Source organism: Ponticaulis profundi (assembly GCF_042659465.1).
Classification (GTDB): Bacteria; Pseudomonadota; Alphaproteobacteria; order Caulobacterales; family Hyphomonadaceae; genus Ponticaulis; species Ponticaulis profundi.
The window spans coordinates 73117-92792 of sequence record NZ_JBHSSW010000008.1 but is presented as its reverse complement, the minus strand read 5'-3'; the positions used below and the strand labels follow the sequence as shown (position 1 = coordinate 92792).

The window sequence follows — 19676 nt, the reverse complement described above, 5'->3', positions numbered from 1 at the left end:
TTAGGACTCTGGACGTTCGATCAGATCGCCGGGACGAAGGCCGGAAAGAACTTCGTAATCGCCATTCGGATCGGCAAAAGGAGAGGCGAGCGCGACCGGTGCATCTACATAGCGTTCGCCGACTTTGACGCGGACAAAATCTACCCCGTAACGGGTGGTGACATATTCTTTTGGAATGCGGATGGCGCGGCGTTCGCCGATCGGGGCGAGTACATCGACGCGTTCGCCAACCAGGGCGTCCAGATTGCCTTCGACCACGGCGTCAGCAATGACAGCGCCATCGCGCAGTTCCGGATAAACTTTTGAAATGGTGGCGGTGCGAATGGCATCATCACGAGATGGCAGACGAAGGGAAATGGTCTTTCCTTCGCTAACCTGAGCGGCATGACGCTCAGGCAGGGAGAGACGTACAATTCCGGTGAGTGTCGCGAAACTGGCAATCACTTCGCCAGGTGACACGATAGAGCCTTCGATGACCTGAACGGCGGTGACGCGCGCATTGGCAGGTGCTCGGATCTGACCTTCCGACTGGCGAGCAGAAAGTGCACGTCTTTCGGCCTCTGCAGACGCGAGATTGCGTTTCAGAACGTCGAGACCCGTGCGTTGTTCATCCAGGCGCGCTTTCGGGAAGAACCCTTCATTGAAGAGCGCTTCATTGCGGGCCAAGTCGTCTTCCGCTTGTTTGATCTGGCTTTTCAGGCCCTCCAGGCGGGCAGAGAGCGCGGCAATCTGCGGCGCAATCGTCTCATCGGTGACAATGGCGACGAGATCACCTGTCTCGACTGTGTCGCCCTCATCTATGGAGAGGCGCGTGACCACACCCTGCAAGCGCGCACGTGCAGTCGCTGTATCGCTCGCCTCGATGCGGGCAATCACAGGCCGGTAGTCTGTGACAACGCTCGGTTCAATGCGCAGGGGGGCGGCGTGGGTCGGACCAGCCAAAGCCAGTCCGATCAGAGCAGATGCCAGAAGCGCAGTCTTAATAGTGGCCATTGTCGACGACCTGTCCGGTTGCTGGGTTGATTTTGACAAATGGGAAGCCGGCGGCTTTCCAGGAGCCGATGCCGCCTTCGAGATGCGCAGCATCCTTGCCGGTGATGGCCATGAACTTGTCCAGTGCCATGCGCGAACGCTTGCCCGAGCCGCACTGGAAAATGATCTTGCGCGCGGTGTCTGTCGGTATGGCGTCAGGTTCAAAGGTTGAAAGCGGGTTCAGGAGAGCGCCGTGAATGCGCTCATTTCCGAACTCGGCTGGCTCACGCACGTCAATCAGCATGATCGTGCCGTCTTTCAGCCCGTCGAGAATCGCCTGTGGTTTCAGGTCGCGAGAATCAGCCATGAAAAATTTCCTCCACATAGGTGAGAGCCTTATGCCTGTTTGATCGAACAATAAGACTTTCAGTCCTCTTGATCGATGCGTCATAATGCGCATTTTATTATATACTAAAATAATGATCTAGTATAAAAAACGATTGGGAGGCCCGAATGGCTAAGATTGTTGTCCTGGGTGCTGGTCTTGGCGGTGTGATCGCCGCTTATGAGATCCGGCAGAAGATACGCTCTGAAGACGAAGTCGTCGTTATTAACGAGACAGACTATTACCAATTCGTTCCGTCGAACCCCTGGGTTCTGGTCGGCTGGCGTGATCGGGAGGATATCGTCATTGATCTGTCCAAGCCTATGGCGAAGAAGAAAATCGACTTCATTGTTGGTCAGGCGCAAAGGGTAGAACCCGATGCAAAACAGGTGCGCATGAGCGACGGCTCGGCGGTGGTCTACGATTTTCTGGTCATAGCGACGGGGCCGGAACTGGCCTTTGACGAGATTCCTGGGCTCGGTCCTGATGGCTTCACTCAATCGGTTTGTCATATCGATCATGCGGTCGCAGCCAATAAAGCGTTCGAAACGTTCTGCGATGATCCGGGCCCGCTGATTGTTGGCGCGGTGCAGGGCGCGTCCTGTTATGGGCCGGCCTATGAGACCGCGATGATCATCGAGACGGAGCTACGCAAGCGGAAGATCCGGGACCGGGTGCCGATGACCTTTGTGACCTCAGAGCCGTATATCGGTCATCTGGGGCTGGGCGGTGTCGGCGATACCAGGGGTCTGCTCGAGAGCGAGATGCGTCAGCGTCATATCAGCTGGTATACGAATGCGCGGGTGGTGAAGGCCGAGGAAGGTCTGATGACCATCGAGCAATTAAGCGAAGATGGCGCCGTTAAACATGAGCGCACGCTGCCGATGAAATACGCGATGATGTTGCCAGCCTTCCGGGGCGTACCAGCGCTGCGTGACATTGAAGGGCTGGTCAATGCTCGGGGGTTTGTTCTGACCGATGAATATCAGCGCAATCCGAAATACCCGGAGATTTTCGGCATTGGTGTTTGCATCGCCATCCCGCCGGTCGAGCCGACTCCGGTACCAGTGGGCGTCCCGAAGACAGGCTTCATGATCGAATCCATGGTGACGGCGACGGCAGAGAATATCGGCCAGATCGTTCGCGGTGAATCGCCAACGCATCAGGCCAGCTGGAATGCGATCTGTATTGCGGATTTCGGAGATGGTGGCGTCGCGTTCATCGCTCAGCCGCAAATTCCGCCGCGGAATGTGAACTGGTCAGTTTCCGGTGGCTGGGTCCATACTGCAAAGGTCGGCTTCGAGAAGTACTTCCTCAAGAAAGTTACGACTGGACGCTCGGAAACCTTCTTCGAAAATGCAGCGCTGAACCTTCTCAAGACGCATAAGCTGAAAGGCTGACTTGTGATAAATTCGCCCCGAAAGGAGGGCAAGATGAGTACAACGGACCTCGCTCCAACAATCGTTTGTCATAAATGTCACGCGCTGAACCGTGTCCCGACAGGGCGTGGGCTGAGTGCAGGCAAATGCGGTAAATGCGGCGCATCCCTCGCGACATCAGATCCCGTGGATATCGACGGTGCGATGCTGAACCGGCTGAAGTCGAAAGACACGGGGGCTTTCATCATAGATGTCTGGGCACCCTGGTGTGGCCCGTGCCGGATGATGGCATCATCCTATGCGCAAACGGCAGCTCAGATGCGTGACCGCGTGCGATTTTTCAAACTGAATTCCGATGATCATCAGGACGCGGCGGCGTCGCTGGGACTGCGTGGCGTCCCAACGCTGATTGCCTGGAACCATGGGCATGAGACCGGCCACCAGGCTGGTGCGCAGATGGGGTCACAGCTTACCAGCTGGGTCAGTCAGGTCATTGGACCCAATTAAGTTATGGCTCTTTTGGAGATAAAGTCATGAACCTTGATCGTGCTGTTTTCGCTTTTGCAGGTGTGATGGTGCTCATCAGCCTGGCGCTCGGTTATTATGTTTCGCCATACTGGTTCCTGCTGACTGCATTTGTCGGCCTGAACCTGTTTCAAACAGCCTTTACTGGTTTTTGTCCGGCTGCGATTGTTTTCAAAATGCTGGGCGTGAAACCGGGGTGCACGTTCAAATGATCAGACAGCTTACCTCGATGGGCGCTGCGATGAGCCTTGCGGCGATTATGACGCTCAGCGCCCATGCAGAACAAGTGGGACTGTCGGAGGCTGTACGTCTGGCACTTATGACCAGCCCGGGCATCCAGCAGGCTGAGGCAGGAGTCGAAAAAGGATTGTCTGGCATTGATGCAGCCAAGGCGAAGCAGGGACCAACGCTCGGAGTGCAGGCTCAGGTCGGGGTGCTGGAAACAGACTTTACCCAAGACCAGATTTCTCAGATGCCGCGCCAGATCGGACTTCAGGCTGAATGGCCGATTTATACCTCGGGTGGGCAGGTTGCGTCTCTTGCTGCGGCTGGAAAGGCAAGCGATGCTGCGGGCCAGAAACTGACCTCCAGACAAGAACAGGTCGCGCTACAGACGATTGAAGCCTATGCGCAGGCCTGGCTTGCGGATCGTGTGCGGGACGTTGGACGGGCGCGTCTCGATACGTTGAAGATTCGGTTCGAGGAAACAAATTCCCGATTTGATAAAGGTCTTCTGACGAAGACAGATGTTGCATTGACGGAAGCCAGGCTCGCTTCAGCAGAAGCTAATCTCGAAGCCAGCCAGGCCAGAAAGGCAGCCGCTTATGCGCGGCTTGTCAGCCTCACCGGTGTCGGGGACATCGAGACGATCTCCCCTGTCGGCGAAGCAGCTTTCGAGCTGCCAGCAAATTTAGAGGATGCCCTGCGCGAAGTGCTTGCGTCGCATCCCGATCTTCAGGCGGCTCGCGATATGGCACAGGCGGCCGATTTTCAGCTGAAGGCCACACGAAGTAATTTTGGCCCAAAGGTTTCGTTGAAGGCACGCGCGAGTACCGGTGAGGATGTCTACTTCTTCTTTGAAGATCCGATATCCGATGTCGGTGCGTTCGTTACTTTTGAGATGCCGTTGTTTACCAATGGCCTGAAGGCAGCCAGTGAGCGCGAAGCGATTGCGGGTCGAAGCGAGGCTTTGGCCAATGTTCGTGCGGCTGAACTACAACTTCGCGAAATGGTGACGGGTTTGTGGAGCGAATGGCAGGCCAGAAAGCTGGCTTTGGCAGCGACAGAGAGAGCGGAGACGGCTGCGGCGTTGGCTGCTGAAGGTGCGAAGAAAGAGAATGATGCTGGAATACGTACACTCGTTGACGCACTGGACGCTGAAAATGCCTATCGCGATGCGCAGATCCAGCGCTATCAGGCTGAGATCGGCAAAATGATTTCGGAAGCGCGCATGCTGGCACTGATGAGTCAATTGCGAACGCAATTACGGTGATTGCGGCTAACATACCCTAGCGGAAGAATGAACGGTGCCGAATGTCGGCGCCGTTTTTTTTCATTCACCATATTAACAAGTTTAGCGCACTCAGGAGTGGTATTTAATCGAAATCAAAATCCGTATGATTTCAAAATACTGTGAAATGTAAAAAAGGATTATCACGTTTCATGAAATTGGTTGGTCGGCATCCAGACATTAACCAAAAAAGCGAAAAAAAAGAGTGCTCTATTTAAATATTATTTAAGTCGCCGTGCATATAACCAACCTCGATGGAAGGGGGGATAGCTTCAAGGAGTTGTCCCGTGAAATATAAAAATAAAATTCTGTTGAGCGCATTCGCGGCCGTTGTCATGACACCGCTTACACAAGCTGAAGACGTAAAGATCAAAGTCGGTGCGCACGCGTTTCTCGACTATGAATCTGTAGAGGTCGCCGGGAACGACCTTGTCGACGGCACAGAACTTCGCTTGTTCCGCGTCGATGTTGGCGGCAGCGTTGGCGATTATGTGTTCAAGTCGAATGTCGACTTTGCTGGTGACGACGTGAAGGTCAAAGACCTCTTTGTCGACTTCAAGGGCGATACGACAATTCGCTTCGGCAACTTTAAAATTCCGAACGGACTGGAGCAGCCTTCCTCACTCTACGCAACGGCATTTGCTGAAGGAAACTCCGTTTCCAAGATCAACGGCCTTGGACGTCAGCTGGGTATCGCAGCTTATCGTTCATTCGGGAATGTCCATCTTGCTGGTGGTGTTTTTGGTGCTGACGTCAATGATCTGAGCGACAAGGACATCTATTCTGTATCAGGTCGCGCGGCATGGTCACTTGAGCCTATGGGCGAGGATAGCGTCCTGCACCTGGGTGTTTCGACCCGTTATCGCGATAGCGGCAGCTCCGATACGCTGTTCAGCTATGGTCAGAAGCCGGGTGCGAACTCTGCTCCAAAGACGGTGAAAACATCCGGTATTGGCGATTCCGATCTGTTTGTCGGACTTGAAGCTGCCTGGCTTTATCAGGGCTTCTCGCTTCAGTCTGAATTCAGTCAGACCATGGTGGATTGTGCTGCAACGACATGCTCAGAAGACCCTGATTTCCAGGCTTATTATGTCGATGCAACTTACTTCATCGGTGGTAGCCGCACCTATAAGGATGGCCTCTTCAAACGTGATAAGGTCTTCAACCCGGTCGGTGATGGCGGCTGGGGTGCGCTCGCATTCTCTGCGCGCTATGACGTCGCTGACCTTAACGATGCGGTTGTGATGGGTGGCCGTCAGGAAACGGTGGTGCTCGGCGCGACCTGGTACCGCGATAACTTCGTTCGCATCATGGCCAATTATGCACATTCAGAATTCGAAGACACGCCAGCTTACGGCGACGAGTCTGCTGATGCGTTCATTCTGCGTGCGCAGATCGAACTTTACTAAGTCTGCTGTGAGGAGACGCTCGTGAAACAGAAAATTTTTCTCAGTCTGATTGTCGGCGCTGCCGGATCGCTACTCGCTCTGGGTAGTCCGGCAATGGCACAGGGAGCGGCTCCTTCTACGGCGACGCTTATAACCGAAGATGTTCTTCAGAACGTCCGTGACATGTTGGATTCGCCGGTGGTTTCCCTTTCTCTGAAAGCGGAGAACGAGAAACGTAAAGAGATTTCCCAGCAGGAAATCGATGCGCTGGATCAGGCATGGCGCGCTGAAAAGGACTCCGATGGCCCGCAGCCATTGATTGCTGCCGCCATGGGAAGCCCGGTATCGACTTATCTGCTTCGTCAGCAGGCAAGCTCAAAAGGGCTTTATAACGAAATCTTCGTGATGGACCTGAGCGGTCTCAATGTGGGCCAGAGCAGCATCACGAGCGATTACTGGCAGGGCGATGAAGCCAAGGTTCAGAAGACGCTTCCGCAGGGTGCGGGTGGCATCTTCATTGATGAACCTGAATACATGGCAGAGACCGGTATCTGGGTCGCACAGGTCAATCTTGTGCTGTCCGATGGCGGTGAAGTGGTCGGTGTGAGTACGGTTGAAATCAATCTGACCGAACTCGAGCGCCGTTCAGAGCTGGGATTATCATAACATGTTGAAGTCATTATCTGTTTCTCAGAAGGCGTTTGGCGCCTTCGCCATTCTGGCTGTGATCTGCGCGTTGACCGGTTTCGCGACAGTGTTCAACACATTTGCAGCCCAAAATGCTGCAGCGAAGCGTGAGCAGATCGCGACGCTGCAGGATAATCTGACAGAGTTCCAGATGGAAATCGTAGAGCACGCTTTCGTTGGCGACACGTTCCTTCTGTCGTCTGATCGCGCTTATGCAGATGCGTTTCATGACGGTGTGGAGCGTCTGTCTTCAAAGTTTGATACGTTGACGGCTGACATTGTTTCTTATGCACCTGAGCTGACGGATGAGATTCAGGAAGCGCGGACTGCCTGGAACTCATACGCAAATGACTGGATGGGCGAACAAATCCGCCTGATGGAACGCGTGGATTCTCTGGATTTTGCGCGCACACGTGAAGGCGAGGGCGAAGGCCGTCGTCGCTTCGAAGCGGCTGGTGAAGCGATTGCAGCTGCGACCGCCATTCTAAGCGAACAGGCAAATGCTGCCTCCTTGCGTGAACAGTCTGCGTCTCAAATGATCCTGATCATCGCGATTGTTGGTGCTGTCATAACGCTCGGCGCGTCCATTGGACTTGGCATGCTGTTCAACGGCATTGTTTCACGCCCTCTGAAAGACATTGTCGGTGTCACCCGCGAACTTGCTGACGGTCGTGTCGATGTGGCGATCCCGCCAGCCAAGTCTAAGGATGAGGTTGGTGACCTGTCGATCGCGCTTGGTATCTTCCAGGGCAATCTGAAACGCACGCGTGAACTCGAAGCCGAACAGGCAGAAACCAAGGCGCGTGCTGAGGAAGAGCGCCGCAATATGATGAGTGAAGTGGCTTCATCATTTGAAGCTGAGGTAATGGGCTCAATTTCCGCCATGGCGCGCGATATAGAATCCCTGCGGACTTTGTCTGAGAACGTGATTGCCGGAGCACACACTGCCGGTGAGCGTATGGGTGAAGTTGCCACGGCAACCAGTGATTCTGCCAACAACATCACGTCTGTTGCCGGCGCTGCTGAAGAGATGTCTGCGACAATCGCCGAAATTTCAGGCCGTGTGAATGAAGTCGCTCGTATTGCTTCGGACGGTGATGAAGCTGCACGTGTGGTGGATGGCCAGGTTGAACAACTGGGCGGTGTTGTCGGTGAGATCGAGTCGATCGTTAGACTGATTGCTGACATCGCTGAGCAGACAAACCTGCTGGCTCTGAACGCAACGATTGAGGCAGCGCGCGCCGGTGCGGCGGGCAAAGGCTTCGCGGTCGTTGCATCTGAAGTGAAAGAGCTTGCGTCGCAAACGGCGAAAGCAACCGAAGATGTGGCACGTCAGATTAGTGAAGTTCGCAATTCGGCAAACGGTGTTGCAACCGCTTCTACGACAGTGAACGGCGTGATCGAAAAGCTGAACGAGATCTCTGGCGCCATTGCGGCGGCAATGGAGCAGCAAGGGGCTTCGACCCGCGAGATTGCAACCAGCGTCGACCGGGCAGCTGGTGCAGCCAACTCCGTCAATGACAGCATTGGTGAAGTTGCAGAGCTGGCGAAAGAGTCGGTGAACGCATCGACCCAGATCAGTCAGGAGGCAAGCCGCCTAATCGAGCAAGCGGGGCAGATGCAGGAAAAATCCCGCGACTTTATCCGTCGCCTCGTTGCAAGCTGATCCAGCTAAAAAAGAAATGCCCTTCCCGGCGGGGACTCCGGGAAGGGCGCTCTTTTATCGGGGGTGATTGGGCGACTTGCGTCGCAAACCTAATCTAGGCAATCGCCCGCTGATTTCACCCAAAACAAGATTATTTATCGTTCACGTTCGCGTAATACGGGTGTGAAGATATCAGGACGACCCTGAGCCCGTCATTCGAAAGGATGGCGGGCAATTTGTTTCAACAGACGTCAGCCCCTTGTGAGCTGGCCTTTGCGCAAGTGTTTTGGCTCTGCGCAGCTCTGACTTGATGGTCTCAAGCGGTACGACGCCCATAATACAGGTCAGCGGCGCAGACTGACCCTCGGTGATCACAACCGCATAGCCGGTATAGGGAAAGCCTTTCACGCTGTTGAACAGATAGCCGATACCCGATCGGTTCATGTCGTTTTGCAGACCGGTCTTCCAGAAGCGATTTCGCTCGAACAGATCACCGGCGCGCGTGACCGTCATATCAACGGCGATGGGCTGAATGTCGTGGTCGTCTAGCTCACGCAGGGCCTGGTCTAGGCGTGGATCGAGCACCTTGCAGGTTGGGCACCAGTCTGCCGTGAAGTAAACCAGTTTAAGCGATGAGGTCGATTGCGAAAAGGCTGCTGAGCCAGAGAGGCTCAGCAGGGTCAGGGCCGAAGCAAAGACGGCTTTGAGTTTCAGAACAGGCTTCACAGATGACCTCAGACATGGACGCAGCGACTGATCATGCAAGCGCTGCGCCAAGTCCCGCATGTCTTATCCGAAGACGCGACCGAAAATGTGGTCGACACGCTTCATGTGATAGTCGAGGTCAAAAAGGTCGTCGACTTTTTCTGTTGAGAGCTTCGCCATCACGTCTGCGTCTGCTTTCAGATGGTCGGCGAACGGTGTGCGCTCCTGCCAGGTTTTCATCGCATTGCGCTGAACGAGGCGGTAGGCATCCTCACGGCTGCATCCAGCTTCGACCAGAGCGAGGAGGACGCGCTGCGAATTGTGCAGGCCGCCCAGAGCGTCCATGTTTGCCATCATGTGGTCCGGATAAACGATCAGACCGTCCATGACGCCTTTCAGGCGGGCAAGGGCGAAGTCGAGGTGAATGGTGGCATCCGGACCAATGCCGCGCTCAACAGAGGAGTGCGAGATGTCACGCTCGTGCCAGAGTGCAACATTCTCAAGCGCTGGCATAACAGAAGACCGAACCAGGCGAGCGAGGCCGGTGAGGTTCTCTGTCAGGACCGGGTTGCGTTTGTGCGGCATGGCAGACGAGCCTTTCTGACCAGCAGAGAAGAACTCTTCGGCTTCCAGAACTTCTGTACGCTGCAAATGGCGGATCTCGGTGGCGAGACGCTCGATGGAGCTCGCAATCACACCAAGCGCGCTGAAGAAGGCCGCATGACGATCACGTGGGATGACCTGCGTTGAGACAGGCTCTGGTTCGAGATTGAGGCGCTCGGCGACATATTCTTCGATGCGCGGATCGATGTTCGCATAGGTGCCAACAGCGCCGGACAGTGCGCAGGTCGCAATCTCTTCGCGCGCCACTTCGAGGCGTTTCTTGTTGCGGGAGAATTCTGCGTAATAGGTCGCCAGCTTAACACCGAAGGTTGTCGGTTCTGCGTGGATCCCATGGCTACGCCCAATGGTTGGCGTCATCTTATGTTCGTAAGCGCGTGCCTTGATGCTTTCCAGTAGCGCATCCATGTCCGCGAGGAGAATGTCACTTGCGCGTGTCAGCTGAACGGCGAGGCAGGTGTCGAGCACGTCAGACGAGGTCAGGCCCTTGTGCAGGAAGCGGGCTTCTTCGCCGACGAATTCGGCGACGCTCGTCGTGAAAGCGATGATGTCGTGCTTCACTTCGCGTTCGATCTCATCAATGCGGTCAACATCGAAATTGCCGCGCTCGCGAATGGCTTTTGCTGCGTCTGCCGGAATGATCCCGTATTCGGCCATGGCTTCTGCGGCGAGTGTCTCGATTTCTAGCCAGATCCCGTACTTGCTTTCCGGGGTCCAGATGGCGCTCATTTCCGGCCGGGCATAACGTGGGATCATGGTGAAACTTCCTTCCTGCAGGGCTGATGAACCGGCCTCATAAAACAAGCGGGCCATAAGGGCAATCGGAGGACCGCCGGCAACTGGTCGGCCAGCGACTACACTTGAAGTATTCCAAATGCTTTTCCGGCATATTTTACGTTACGGCATGCGATTTTCATGGTGGAGTCTTTTTCGCGCAAAGCCTAGAACGACACCAATTGTTTTGGTTTGAGGGTTTGCCAAGCAGCCTCAACACGTCTAATCCGATCTGGATTTATATATACAAGAGTAAGGGGCCGACATTCATGTTTTCCAAGATCCTGATTGCGAACCGGGGTGAGATTGGTTGCCGGATCATCAAGACCTGCAAACGCTTGGGCGTGAAGACCGCCATTGTCTACTCCGAAGCAGACGCAGACAGTCTCGCTGTCGAGCAGGCGGATGAAGCGATCTTCATCGGTCCGCCACAGGCCTCTGAATCTTATCTGGTCATGGACAAGATCGTTGATGCAGTTCGCCAGTCCGGCGCAGAAGCGGTTCACCCTGGCTTTGGCTTCCTGTCCGAGAATCCGGCATTCGCCAAGCGCCTTGCTGACGAGAATATCGTCTTCATTGGTCCGAACCCGCACGCGATTGAAGCGATGGGTGATAAGATCAGCTCGAAAAAGCTCGCGGCCGAAGCAGGCGTGAGCACGGTTCCAGGTCATATGGGCCTGATCGAAGACACCGAAGAGGCTGTGAAAGTGTCTCGCGACATCGGCTATCCGGTCATGATCAAGGCTTCTGCAGGTGGCGGTGGTAAAGGTATCCGTATCGCTTATGACGATGCTGAAGTCCGCGAAGGCTTCCCGGCTGTGAAAGCCGAGGCGAAGAATGCATTCGGTGATGATCGAATCTTCATCGAGAAATTCATTCTGAGCCCGCGCCACGTCGAAATTCAGATCATGGGCGACAAGCACGGCAATGCAATTCACCTGTTCGAGCGCGAATGTTCTATCCAGCGCCGTAACCAGAAAGTCATTGAGGAAGCACCTTCGCCGCTTCTGGACGAAGAAACACGCGCAAAAATGGGCGCACAGGCTGTCGCACTTGCAAAGGCGGTCGACTATGACAGTGCGGGCACAGTGGAATTCGTCGCGTCCGGCGTCGATAAGAGCTTCTACTTCCTCGAAATGAATACGCGCCTTCAGGTGGAACACCCGGTGACCGAAATGATCACCGGTGTAGACCTCGTTGAGCAAATGCTGCGCGTTGCGGCCGGTGAAAAGCTGGGCATCAAACAGGAAGACCTGTCGATCAATGGCTGGGCCGTTGAGAGCCGTGTCTATGCAGAAGACCCTTACCGCAATTTCCTGCCGAGCATTGGCCGTCTGAAGCGTTACAAGCCGCCGGTCGAAGGTCCGATCGAGGGTGCGCCTGGCACAGTTCGTGTCGACTCAGGCGTTCGCGAAGGCGACGAAATCTCGATGTTCTATGACCCGATGATTTCCAAGCTCGTGACACACGCGCCGACGCGTCTCGAAGCGATCGATACGCAGCTTGCGGCTATGGACGGATACCATATCGAAGGTATCCAGGATAACATGCCATTCGTGTCGACTGTGTATGAGCAGGAGCGTTTCCGTTCCGGCGATATCACGACCGCTTACATCAAAGATGAGTTTCCGGACGGGTTCTCCGGTGTGGCACCGACGCAGGAGCAATCTGTCTTGCTGGCGTGTGCTGCAGCGTATGTGCACTCTGTTCAGTCTGCCCGCGCGTCTCTGATTTCAGGCCGCCTCTCTCCAGCTCCGGCACCACGCGAAGACTGGGTGATCATTCTTGATAAAGAGCACCACCCGGTCACTGTGAAATACGAGCAGGGCAAGGCTGACGTCACGTTTGATGGCAAGTCGCACACGCTTGAGACAGACTGGCAACCAGGCACACACCTGATGACAGGTAAGCTCGACGGTAAGCCATTTGCTGTAAAATTTGCCGATAAGACAGAAGGCTATCTCTTCAAGCACCGCGGTGTTTCTCTGCGGGCGCTGGTCTGCACACCGAAGACAGCAGAATTCCATGCCAAGCTTCCAGAGAAAGAAGCTCCGGACATGTCCAAGCTGATCATCAGCCCGATGCCGGGTCTGGTTGTCTCCATGGACGTTGAAGTTGGCCAGGAAGTCAAATCCGGTGAGGCTGTCTGCGTCGTCGAAGCCATGAAGATGCAGAACATCATCCGCGCAGAAGCGGATGGTGTTGTGAAATCCGTGAATGTCGCGGCTGGCGATAGTGTGGCCGCTGATGAGATCATGGTTGAGTTCGAATAAATCTCGGACGGACTGCCATTCTTTTAAAACCCCGCCGTTTCGGCGGGGTTTTTTGTTGATTGCCTTTTCGAAATCTCTGTGCCAAAAGACAGATATTATCGATTTTCAATAATTCTTTGCGGACAGAGATGACACCTGCCACGACAAATCCGGACGTTTACGATCCTCATCACCCCTGGATTTCCGGTCCTGATGAGGACCCCTCGAAAGCTGACTGGGCAAAGGAATTCATGGACCCAAGTGGTACCACGAAGAAACCCGTTTTTCTGCGTGGTCAGAGCCTGCTTGGCATTACCCGGCTCGCTGTGATCGTTGCAAGTTTGTATTTTAGCGGAGAAACGTTTGTCAGTGACAGCCCGCTATGGGGCATCGGAATCTTTTTTCTGGGAATGACCCTATTGCTGATCCTGTCCATGGTCTCGCATGTGCGTCGGCTTCGGGACGCTGGAAAGACTCCGCTTCTGGCGCTGATTATCGCGATACCATTCATTCTGTCGGCGACGCTTGGCGTACTGACTGTGATGAGCATTCCAGGAAAAGTTGAAGCATACGAAGCGAAAATTGCGGGAAGTGCAATTTCAGTCCCTGAGACTGATGCCACTGAAGCTGCCGCGGACGAAGATAGTGCAGAGGAAGCCGCTCGTCGTCCACCTCCTGAAACTCACCGTGAGACGCCCATCACGGTAAAGAACCAGCTGGCAGGGGTTGTGGGCGGATCGCTTGGGATTTGGATGCTGTTAAGCTTCTTTGCGACGCTGTTCACCCTGTTCTATGTCGCACGGCGACCTTCGATTGAGCATACTTCGTCGCGGCTGGTTAGTTAGACTAAGCAGCCTCAATCCGGTCGGTTTCGTCCGGCTGTTGAGCTGGCAAAAAGAGCGTCACAGTCGTGCCCACGCCGACTTCACTATCGATCTGGAATCGACCCCCATGCATTTCGGCCAGTGAACGGGTGAGCGCCAGGCCGAGACCAGTGCCATTCGGGTTCATATCCTGATTGGCTTCGACCTGCTCGAACGGGTTCGCGAGACGTGGCAGATCTTCTTCCGCGATGCCCACGCCAGTGTCCTGAACCGCAATCGCAACGCCGTCACCGGCATTGTATACCTGCACCGTCACGCGACCATCCGCCTGCGTGAACTTGATGGCGTTCGAGACCAGGTTGAGCACCATCTGTCGGACGGCGCGGTGGTCAGCTTCAATCTCGCGAACATCATCATTGTGGACGAGTTCCAGTTTCAGGTCTTTCTCGTCTGCCTTGCGACGGATCATGCGGATGGCCGCATCCACCGGATCGATCGGATCAATCGGTTTGGTGTTGATCGTCATCTTGCCGGACTCAATTTTCGCCATGTCCAGAATGTCATTGATCATGTCGAGCAGGTGCTGACCGGATACGAGAATATCCTGCGCATAGGAATGATAGCGTTCGTCACCGAGCGGGCCAAAGACCTCTTTTACGAGCATTTCCGAGAAGCCGTTAATGGCGTTCAACGGTGTACGCAGTTCGTGGCTCATATTGGCAAGGAAGCTGCCCTTGGCTTTGCTCGCATGCTCGGCCTTTGTTTTCTCTTCGGCGTATTTCCGAGTCAGCTCGCTCGCTTTACCTTCTGAGCGCTCCAGTTCTGACACGAGACGCTTGAGTTTTTTCTCGTTCCGCAGGTGCTCGTCCTGCTGCATTTTCAGCGCTGAAATATCGTTACAGACCGTCAGCATGAGGCCAGATGTGGTGGCGCGTTCTGCCAGTGAGAACCAGCGTCCATCGCGCAGCAGAAGTTCGCGTTCGCCATGCGCGCTGTCAGTAGACCGGTCGATGCGCACGCCCCGGTTCAGTTCCATATTCACATGGTCATAAGCCATGCCTGGGCGTAATTTGCCTTCGTCAAAATCAAACGCCTGCTCGAAGGCGGAATTCCAGAAAATGAGGCGCTTGCGCTCATCCCACAAAGCGACCGGCAGAATAAATCCGGACAGAGCGTTACGCAGCCGGGCTTCAGACATGCGCATGCGTTCTTCAAGGTGACGTCGATCGGTGACATCAATCGCGATGCCGCACATCGCCACATCCCTGGCATGGGGAGGCGCATAGCCACGAAACTCGACAAAACGACGACCATGTCCGGAATCAAGGCCGATAACGCCCTTGAGGTGGCCATCTTCCATGCTTTTTTTGAGCGCGATGACAAAGCGCTTTGCTGTGTGTTCGCCAAAAACAGTCACCAGAGATTCAAGCGGAACGCCTTTGCCGGGCGAGATGTGCAGATACTTGGCGAGCTGTCCGCTAAAGCGGATTTCCGCAAAGGCTTTGTCGACTTCCCAGAAGCTCGTCTCAATCTGCTGTGAAAGTGCATGAAGATTGGAACTGGAAATATCGAAGTGCTGCGCTGCCATCCGCTGCTTGTGCTCATTGCGGATGTTGGAAATGCGCGACACGTTTTCGCGAATGAAGCCAAGAAGCGTGATCACCGCCAAGACCGGAGCGAGGAAGAGCATGGAATAGGCAATGACGCTCGCAGAACCGATGACGGTAAACCATGGTCGGGCGGAAACCCGGCAGATTTCCAGCGTCGTGCCAGACATGGAGTCGCAATAATTGGTGTGTCGATTCCAAGCCTGATCAAATCCACCACCAAAGCCGAAAAGCCCGGCTTCCATCGTGTTCAGGATGCGGCTCGAGCCAAAGCTGGCGATGACGGCGTTCGGCGTCTTGCCCCGGATTTGCAGAGCTTCGTTTTGAGCCAGATCCGGAATAATGGCATGGAGCGGAAAGCTTGCGGCATAGGTTTGCTGACCTGCGCTGGCTAAGACAACAAGATTTCGTTCGGTCACGCCGATCGTCTCACCGCGTTCGAACATCTGGCTTGCCATTGCGCGGGTCGCCTGATCGGCGAGCGAGGCTCGCTCTCCCGATGGTGAAATTCGGAAAACGCGTTCGGCGCCGCGTAGTTGGGATTCAACAGCGCGGGTGTTCACGCCATAAGCCGCAGACATGCCTAGCGTGGAATCAAAGCGAGATCTGGCGCCGGTGAAGGCTTCTTCCACGCGTTGCACTTCTGATCTTAAGCGTTTGATTTCCAGTGTGTTTTCCCGTTTGAAATCGTCCCATCCCATTACCACAATGACTGCGATTTCAACGATCAGGAAGAGTGCGGCGAGGAAGCTGAGACGAGACAAGGCGGCGCTGCCACTGGCGCGCGCTTTTTTAGGTGCACCAATGCCGTCTTCTGCTGGCTGAGAGACCTTCTTCTTTGCCAATGCCTACCCCAAAATGCACTCTGTAAAAGCACATGATTCTGATAAGCCTCCAATTGTTAACCTGGTGTTAACCGCAGGAGAGTGTGGGAATCAGTTAGGCTGCTTCCGAATTCTCTGAGCCCGCATCATCATTCATCAATGCGTCGATATCGGCCTGGCTGTTGTCGGCTTCTGTCTCGGTCGCTTCGATATCAGACGTTTCCTCAGTCACATCTTTTTCTTCTTCGCGGCGTTCAGGGCCACGATAGCTGTCCAGTTTGAGACGGCGCCGATCTGGTCCAAAGAAGTGGGGGGTCCGAATGAAAGGGCGGGGACTGTTGACGATAGATTGAACCTTGCGGAAGAGCTCGGTCGCTGTCACGGGCTTGCAGCAGAATTCTGTGACGCCAGCATCGCGAGCTGCCACAACCTTTGAGCGTTCGGAATAGGCCGAAAGCATGATGATCGGAATAAAAGGGTTCGGGCTGTCTTCCCCGGTTCGGACCAAGCGCACGAAGTCTGTGCCGTCGAGAATATCCATGAGGTAGTCGACGATGATGAAGTCAATATGCTCAGAGCGCACAATATCGAAGGCTTCGGCCGCATCATTGGCTTCGAGAAACCGGTTCATGCCGAAACCGCGCAGCAATGTCTTCACGATCGTGATCATGTGCTTGTTGTCATCGACAATCAGCACATTCAGTCGGTTCATTGCAGGGTTCGACATAAGGACAGCGTCCATTTCTGAACAGTTTCATTCAACTGAACAGATTAAAACGCTGTCGTTAAAGAACGCTTGATGGAAATTATTGGTTTTATGTTGAAAGGGAGCCAGCAGCAGAATGCTGGCCCATTTCTATTAGCTGGCCAGCGCGCGTGAGACGATGTCCATCGCATTCTTGGACAGTTTCGCATTCTGCAGCTCGGTCAGAACCTGTTTTGCCAGGGCCTGACGCTTTTCGTCGACGCGGCGCCATTGTTCGAATGACGTTAAAAGACGGGCGGAGAGCGCGCCATTCAGCGGATCAACTTTGCGGATAACATCGCCCAGTAGTGCGTAGCCATCGCCGCTGGCATCATGGAAGGCGACATGGTTGCCCATCGCAAACGCACCCGCGACAGAGCGAACGCGGTTCGGGTTCTTCCAGTCGAAGTCTTCATGTTCGAGCAGAGTTTTGACGCGTTCAATGGCGTCGTGATCCGGTCGGGTGGACTGTACGGAGAACCATTTGTCCATGACGAGTGGAGACGATTTCCATTTGGCTTCGAAGGCGCTGACAGCCTGATCATAATATGTTCCACCGCAATAGGAGAGGGCACGCAGCGCCGCCATCGTATCAGTCATGTTCTTCGCGTCATCAAATGCCTGATAGATGCGTTCGGCATGATCTGTGCCGGTGGCAGACAAGAGGTCGATATAAGCCGCGTTCAGGGAGCGGCGGCCTGCGGATGCTGCATCCGGTGAGAACTCGCCCGTGTCAGCCTTTGCCGCATCAAGAGAAGCAAAGATTGCGTCTTTCAGCTCAGCCTGAAGGGCAGCGCGCACAAGACGCTTGGCTTCGTAAATGGCGGCTGGGTCTGCCGGGGTCATTTCCATGAACAGCTCACCAACACCCGGAAGTGTCAGCAATTGTGCAGCAAATGCCGGATCTTCACCGGCTGTTGCCAACGTGGCTTCGGCTTGTGCTTTGACGAGCGCGGTCGGGACGTTCGGTGTCGCACCAGAAGCGATCTGCTTCGCCATATCCAGCAAGGCTGCGCGGGAAAGCGTCTGCAATGCTTCCCATTTCGCAAAAGAATCGGTTTCAGTCGTCACCAGTTTCAGGCGCTCGGCGTCTGTCAGATCCTGCTGAATTTTTACCGGAGCGCTGAAATTGCGATTGGCCGAAACCAGCGCGTTCTGTGCATTTGGTGCGAGCGCGAGATCTGTCTCCTGGTCCATCAGCAGGACCACGTCGCTGTCATGATCTGCGCAGGGCTCACCCGTTTCGGGATTGATCTGTGTGCCGTCTTCGGTGAACGCCGTCAGGCGCAGCGGGATCGGAACCGGTTTCTTTTCGGTCTGCCCCGGTGTCGGGTCGATCTTCTGGGTTAGTTTCAACCATGCTTCATTGCTGTCTTGGCTTGTGACTCTTTCGATCGTCACAACCGGAGTGCCCGCCTGAGCGTACCAGGTGCGAAAGCGTGACAGGTCAAAGCCGACTGCCTTTTCGAAGCCCTCATAGAAAGCCTCAATCGTTGTGGCCGTGCCATCATACTTGTCGAAATAAAGGTCCATGCCCTCCTTGAAGGCGTCCTCACCGATATAGGTTTTCAGGGCGCGGATCAGTTCGGCGCCTTTCTCATAGACGGTGGCCGTGTAGAGGTTATCAATGCTGCCATAACGGTCCGGGCGCACAGGGTGTGCAAGTGGACCGGCGTCCTCGGCGAACTGACGTCCACGCAGACGGATGACATCCTTGATGCGTTGCACAGGGCGCGAACGCATGTCAGCTGAAAACTCCTGATCCCGGAACACCGTCAGGCCTTCTTTCAGGCAGAGCTGGAACCAGTCGCGGCAGGTGATGCGGTTGCCCGTCCAGTTGTGAAAATATTCGTGGCCGACAATGCTTTCAATGGCTTCGAAGTCGCCATCGGTCGCCGTGTCTGCATCAGCCAGGACGTAGGCCGAGTTAAAGATGTTGAGACCTTTGTTTTCCATCGCGCCAAAATTGAAGTCGCGTACGGCCACAATGTTGAAAACGTCGAGGTCGTATTCGCGGCCGAACACATCCTCATCCCATTTCATCGCCCGTTTCAGGCTGTCCATGGCATAAGCCGCGCGTTCTGCGTCGCCCTTATCGACGAAGATCGATAGCTGAACCTCATTGCCAGACATGGTGGTGAACTGGTCTGCGAAGACGTCGTAGTCGCCGCCACACAGTGCAAAGAGATAAGATGGTTTCGGATGCGGGTCGTGCCACTCGGCAAAATGGCGCTCTTCGCTGATCGCGCCAGCAATACCAGGATTGCCATTGGAAAGCAGCGTTGGAGCAAGCTTTACATCTGCTTCGAGCCGCACGCTGAAGACCGACATAACGTCCGGGCGATCCGGCCAGTAAGTGATACGTCGAAAGCCTTCCGATTCACACTGCGTGCAGAAGCGCCCACCAGACATATAGAGGCCCGACAGTTCGGTATTCTTCTCCGGTGAAATCCAGATCTCGGTCTCGAGCTCGAATTCATGTGGCAGGTTCATCAGGGTGAGGGTCGTATCGTCCTTCAGCATGTCGTCATCATCGACTTGCTTGCCATTGACCAGCATGGCGCCGACGCGTTCGAAGGCTTCACCGTTCAACACCATATTTTCATGTGCCGCGCCGGTGCGCTCGACCTTCATCTTTGTGACAACGCGTGTCTCTTTCGGATCCAGCTGAAAGGTCATTGAGACGCTTGGGATCGCAAACGGATAAGGTTCGTAGTCTTTCAGCAAGACTGGCTGGGGTGTGTCAGTGCGCATGTTCGCTCCGATGAATAAGATTAGTTCCTAACTAGTCATTCGGGGCGGCAATAGAAAGGGGGTGGGGCGTTCCAGCTAC

General features: G+C 54.8%; 16 protein-coding genes. 9 read left to right on the top strand and 7 right to left on the bottom strand.

What is annotated here, in order from left to right; genetic code table 11:
• Both ACFQDM_RS07425 and ACFQDM_RS07420 read right to left on the bottom strand, forming a co-directional pair.
• Positions 1–993, bottom strand: coding sequence for an efflux RND transporter periplasmic adaptor subunit (locus ACFQDM_RS07425; RefSeq protein WP_377377479.1), 993 nt, complete (start codon positions 991–993; stop codon positions 1–3).
• The gene (locus ACFQDM_RS07420) at positions 980–1339 is read right to left on the bottom strand and encodes a rhodanese-like domain-containing protein (protein ID WP_377377477.1); all 360 of its coding nucleotides are present in this window, start codon (positions 1337–1339) and stop codon (positions 980–982) included. The genes ACFQDM_RS07425 and ACFQDM_RS07420 overlap by 14 nt, the downstream gene beginning before the upstream one ends.
• 146 nt (positions 1340–1485) lie before the next feature.
• Here ACFQDM_RS07420 and ACFQDM_RS07415 point away from each other — a divergent pair, with 146 nt between their 5' ends.
• From ACFQDM_RS07415 to ACFQDM_RS07385, 7 genes are all read left to right on the top strand, one after another.
• Positions 1486–2757 carry an NAD(P)/FAD-dependent oxidoreductase gene (locus tag ACFQDM_RS07415; protein ID WP_377377475.1) on the top strand — a complete coding sequence of 424 codons (1272 nt, stop codon included), beginning with the start codon at positions 1486–1488 and terminating at the stop codon, positions 2755–2757.
• A 33-nt stretch (positions 2758–2790) separates the two neighbouring features.
• Positions 2791–3243 carry a thioredoxin domain-containing protein gene (locus tag ACFQDM_RS07410; RefSeq protein ID WP_377377472.1) on the top strand — a complete coding sequence of 151 codons (453 nt, stop codon included), beginning with the start codon at positions 2791–2793 and terminating at the stop codon, positions 3241–3243.
• Positions 3244–3269: 26 nt separating this feature from the next.
• Positions 3270–3473, top strand: coding sequence for a YgaP family membrane protein (locus ACFQDM_RS07405; protein WP_377377469.1), 204 nt, complete (start codon positions 3270–3272; stop codon positions 3471–3473).
• Positions 3470–4753, top strand: a complete 1284-nt coding sequence (locus tag ACFQDM_RS07400) for a TolC family protein (RefSeq protein WP_377377466.1) — start codon at positions 3470–3472, stop codon at positions 4751–4753. The genes ACFQDM_RS07405 and ACFQDM_RS07400 overlap by 4 nt, the downstream gene beginning before the upstream one ends.
• Before the next feature lie 305 nt (positions 4754–5058).
• Positions 5059–6180, top strand: coding sequence for an OprO/OprP family phosphate-selective porin (locus ACFQDM_RS07395; protein WP_377377464.1), 1122 nt, complete (start codon positions 5059–5061; stop codon positions 6178–6180).
• 21 nt (positions 6181–6201) lie between these two features.
• Positions 6202–6825, top strand: coding sequence for a hypothetical protein (locus ACFQDM_RS07390; RefSeq protein ID WP_377377462.1), 624 nt, complete (start codon positions 6202–6204; stop codon positions 6823–6825).
• 1 nt (position 6826) lies between these two features.
• Entirely contained in the window at positions 6827–8512 is a 1686-nt protein-coding gene (locus ACFQDM_RS07385) for a methyl-accepting chemotaxis protein (RefSeq protein ID WP_377377460.1), read from the top strand.
• A gap of 171 nt (positions 8513–8683) precedes the next feature.
• On the opposite strand, the gene ACFQDM_RS07380 is transcribed toward ACFQDM_RS07385, so the two are convergent.
• A complete protein-coding gene (locus ACFQDM_RS07380; protein ID WP_377377458.1) occupies positions 8684–9268 on the bottom strand; it encodes a TlpA family protein disulfide reductase in 585 nt (194 codons plus the stop codon).
• Between the two features lie 12 nt (positions 9269–9280).
• Positions 9281–10573, bottom strand: coding sequence for an adenylosuccinate lyase (gene purB, locus ACFQDM_RS07375; protein ID WP_377377507.1), 1293 nt, complete (start codon positions 10571–10573; stop codon positions 9281–9283).
• A 287-nt stretch (positions 10574–10860) separates the two neighbouring features.
• Between purB and ACFQDM_RS07370 the strand changes: the two genes are divergently transcribed.
• Together ACFQDM_RS07370 and ACFQDM_RS07365 are read left to right on the top strand one after the other, a co-directional pair.
• Positions 10861–12864, top strand: a complete 2004-nt coding sequence (locus ACFQDM_RS07370; protein ID WP_377377455.1) for an acetyl-CoA carboxylase biotin carboxylase subunit — start codon at positions 10861–10863, stop codon at positions 12862–12864.
• A gap of 116 nt (positions 12865–12980) precedes the next feature.
• The gene (locus ACFQDM_RS07365; protein ID WP_377377452.1) at positions 12981–13688 is read left to right on the top strand and encodes a DUF805 domain-containing protein; all 708 of its coding nucleotides are present in this window, start codon (positions 12981–12983) and stop codon (positions 13686–13688) included.
• A gap of 1 nt (position 13689) precedes the next feature.
• On the opposite strand, the gene ACFQDM_RS07360 is transcribed toward ACFQDM_RS07365, so the two are convergent.
• From ACFQDM_RS07360 to pepN, 3 genes are all read right to left on the bottom strand, one after another.
• Positions 13690–16119, bottom strand: a complete 2430-nt coding sequence (locus ACFQDM_RS07360; RefSeq protein WP_377377449.1) for a sensor histidine kinase — start codon at positions 16117–16119, stop codon at positions 13690–13692.
• 94 nt (positions 16120–16213) lie between these two features.
• Positions 16214–16810: a response regulator gene (locus ACFQDM_RS07355; RefSeq protein ID WP_377377446.1), complete on the bottom strand. Its 597-nt coding sequence runs from the start codon at positions 16808–16810 to the stop codon at positions 16214–16216.
• 147 nt (positions 16811–16957) lie between these two features.
• Positions 16958–19597, bottom strand: coding sequence for an aminopeptidase N (gene pepN / locus ACFQDM_RS07350; protein WP_377377443.1), 2640 nt, complete (start codon positions 19595–19597; stop codon positions 16958–16960).
• Positions 19598–19676 lie beyond the last annotated feature (79 nt).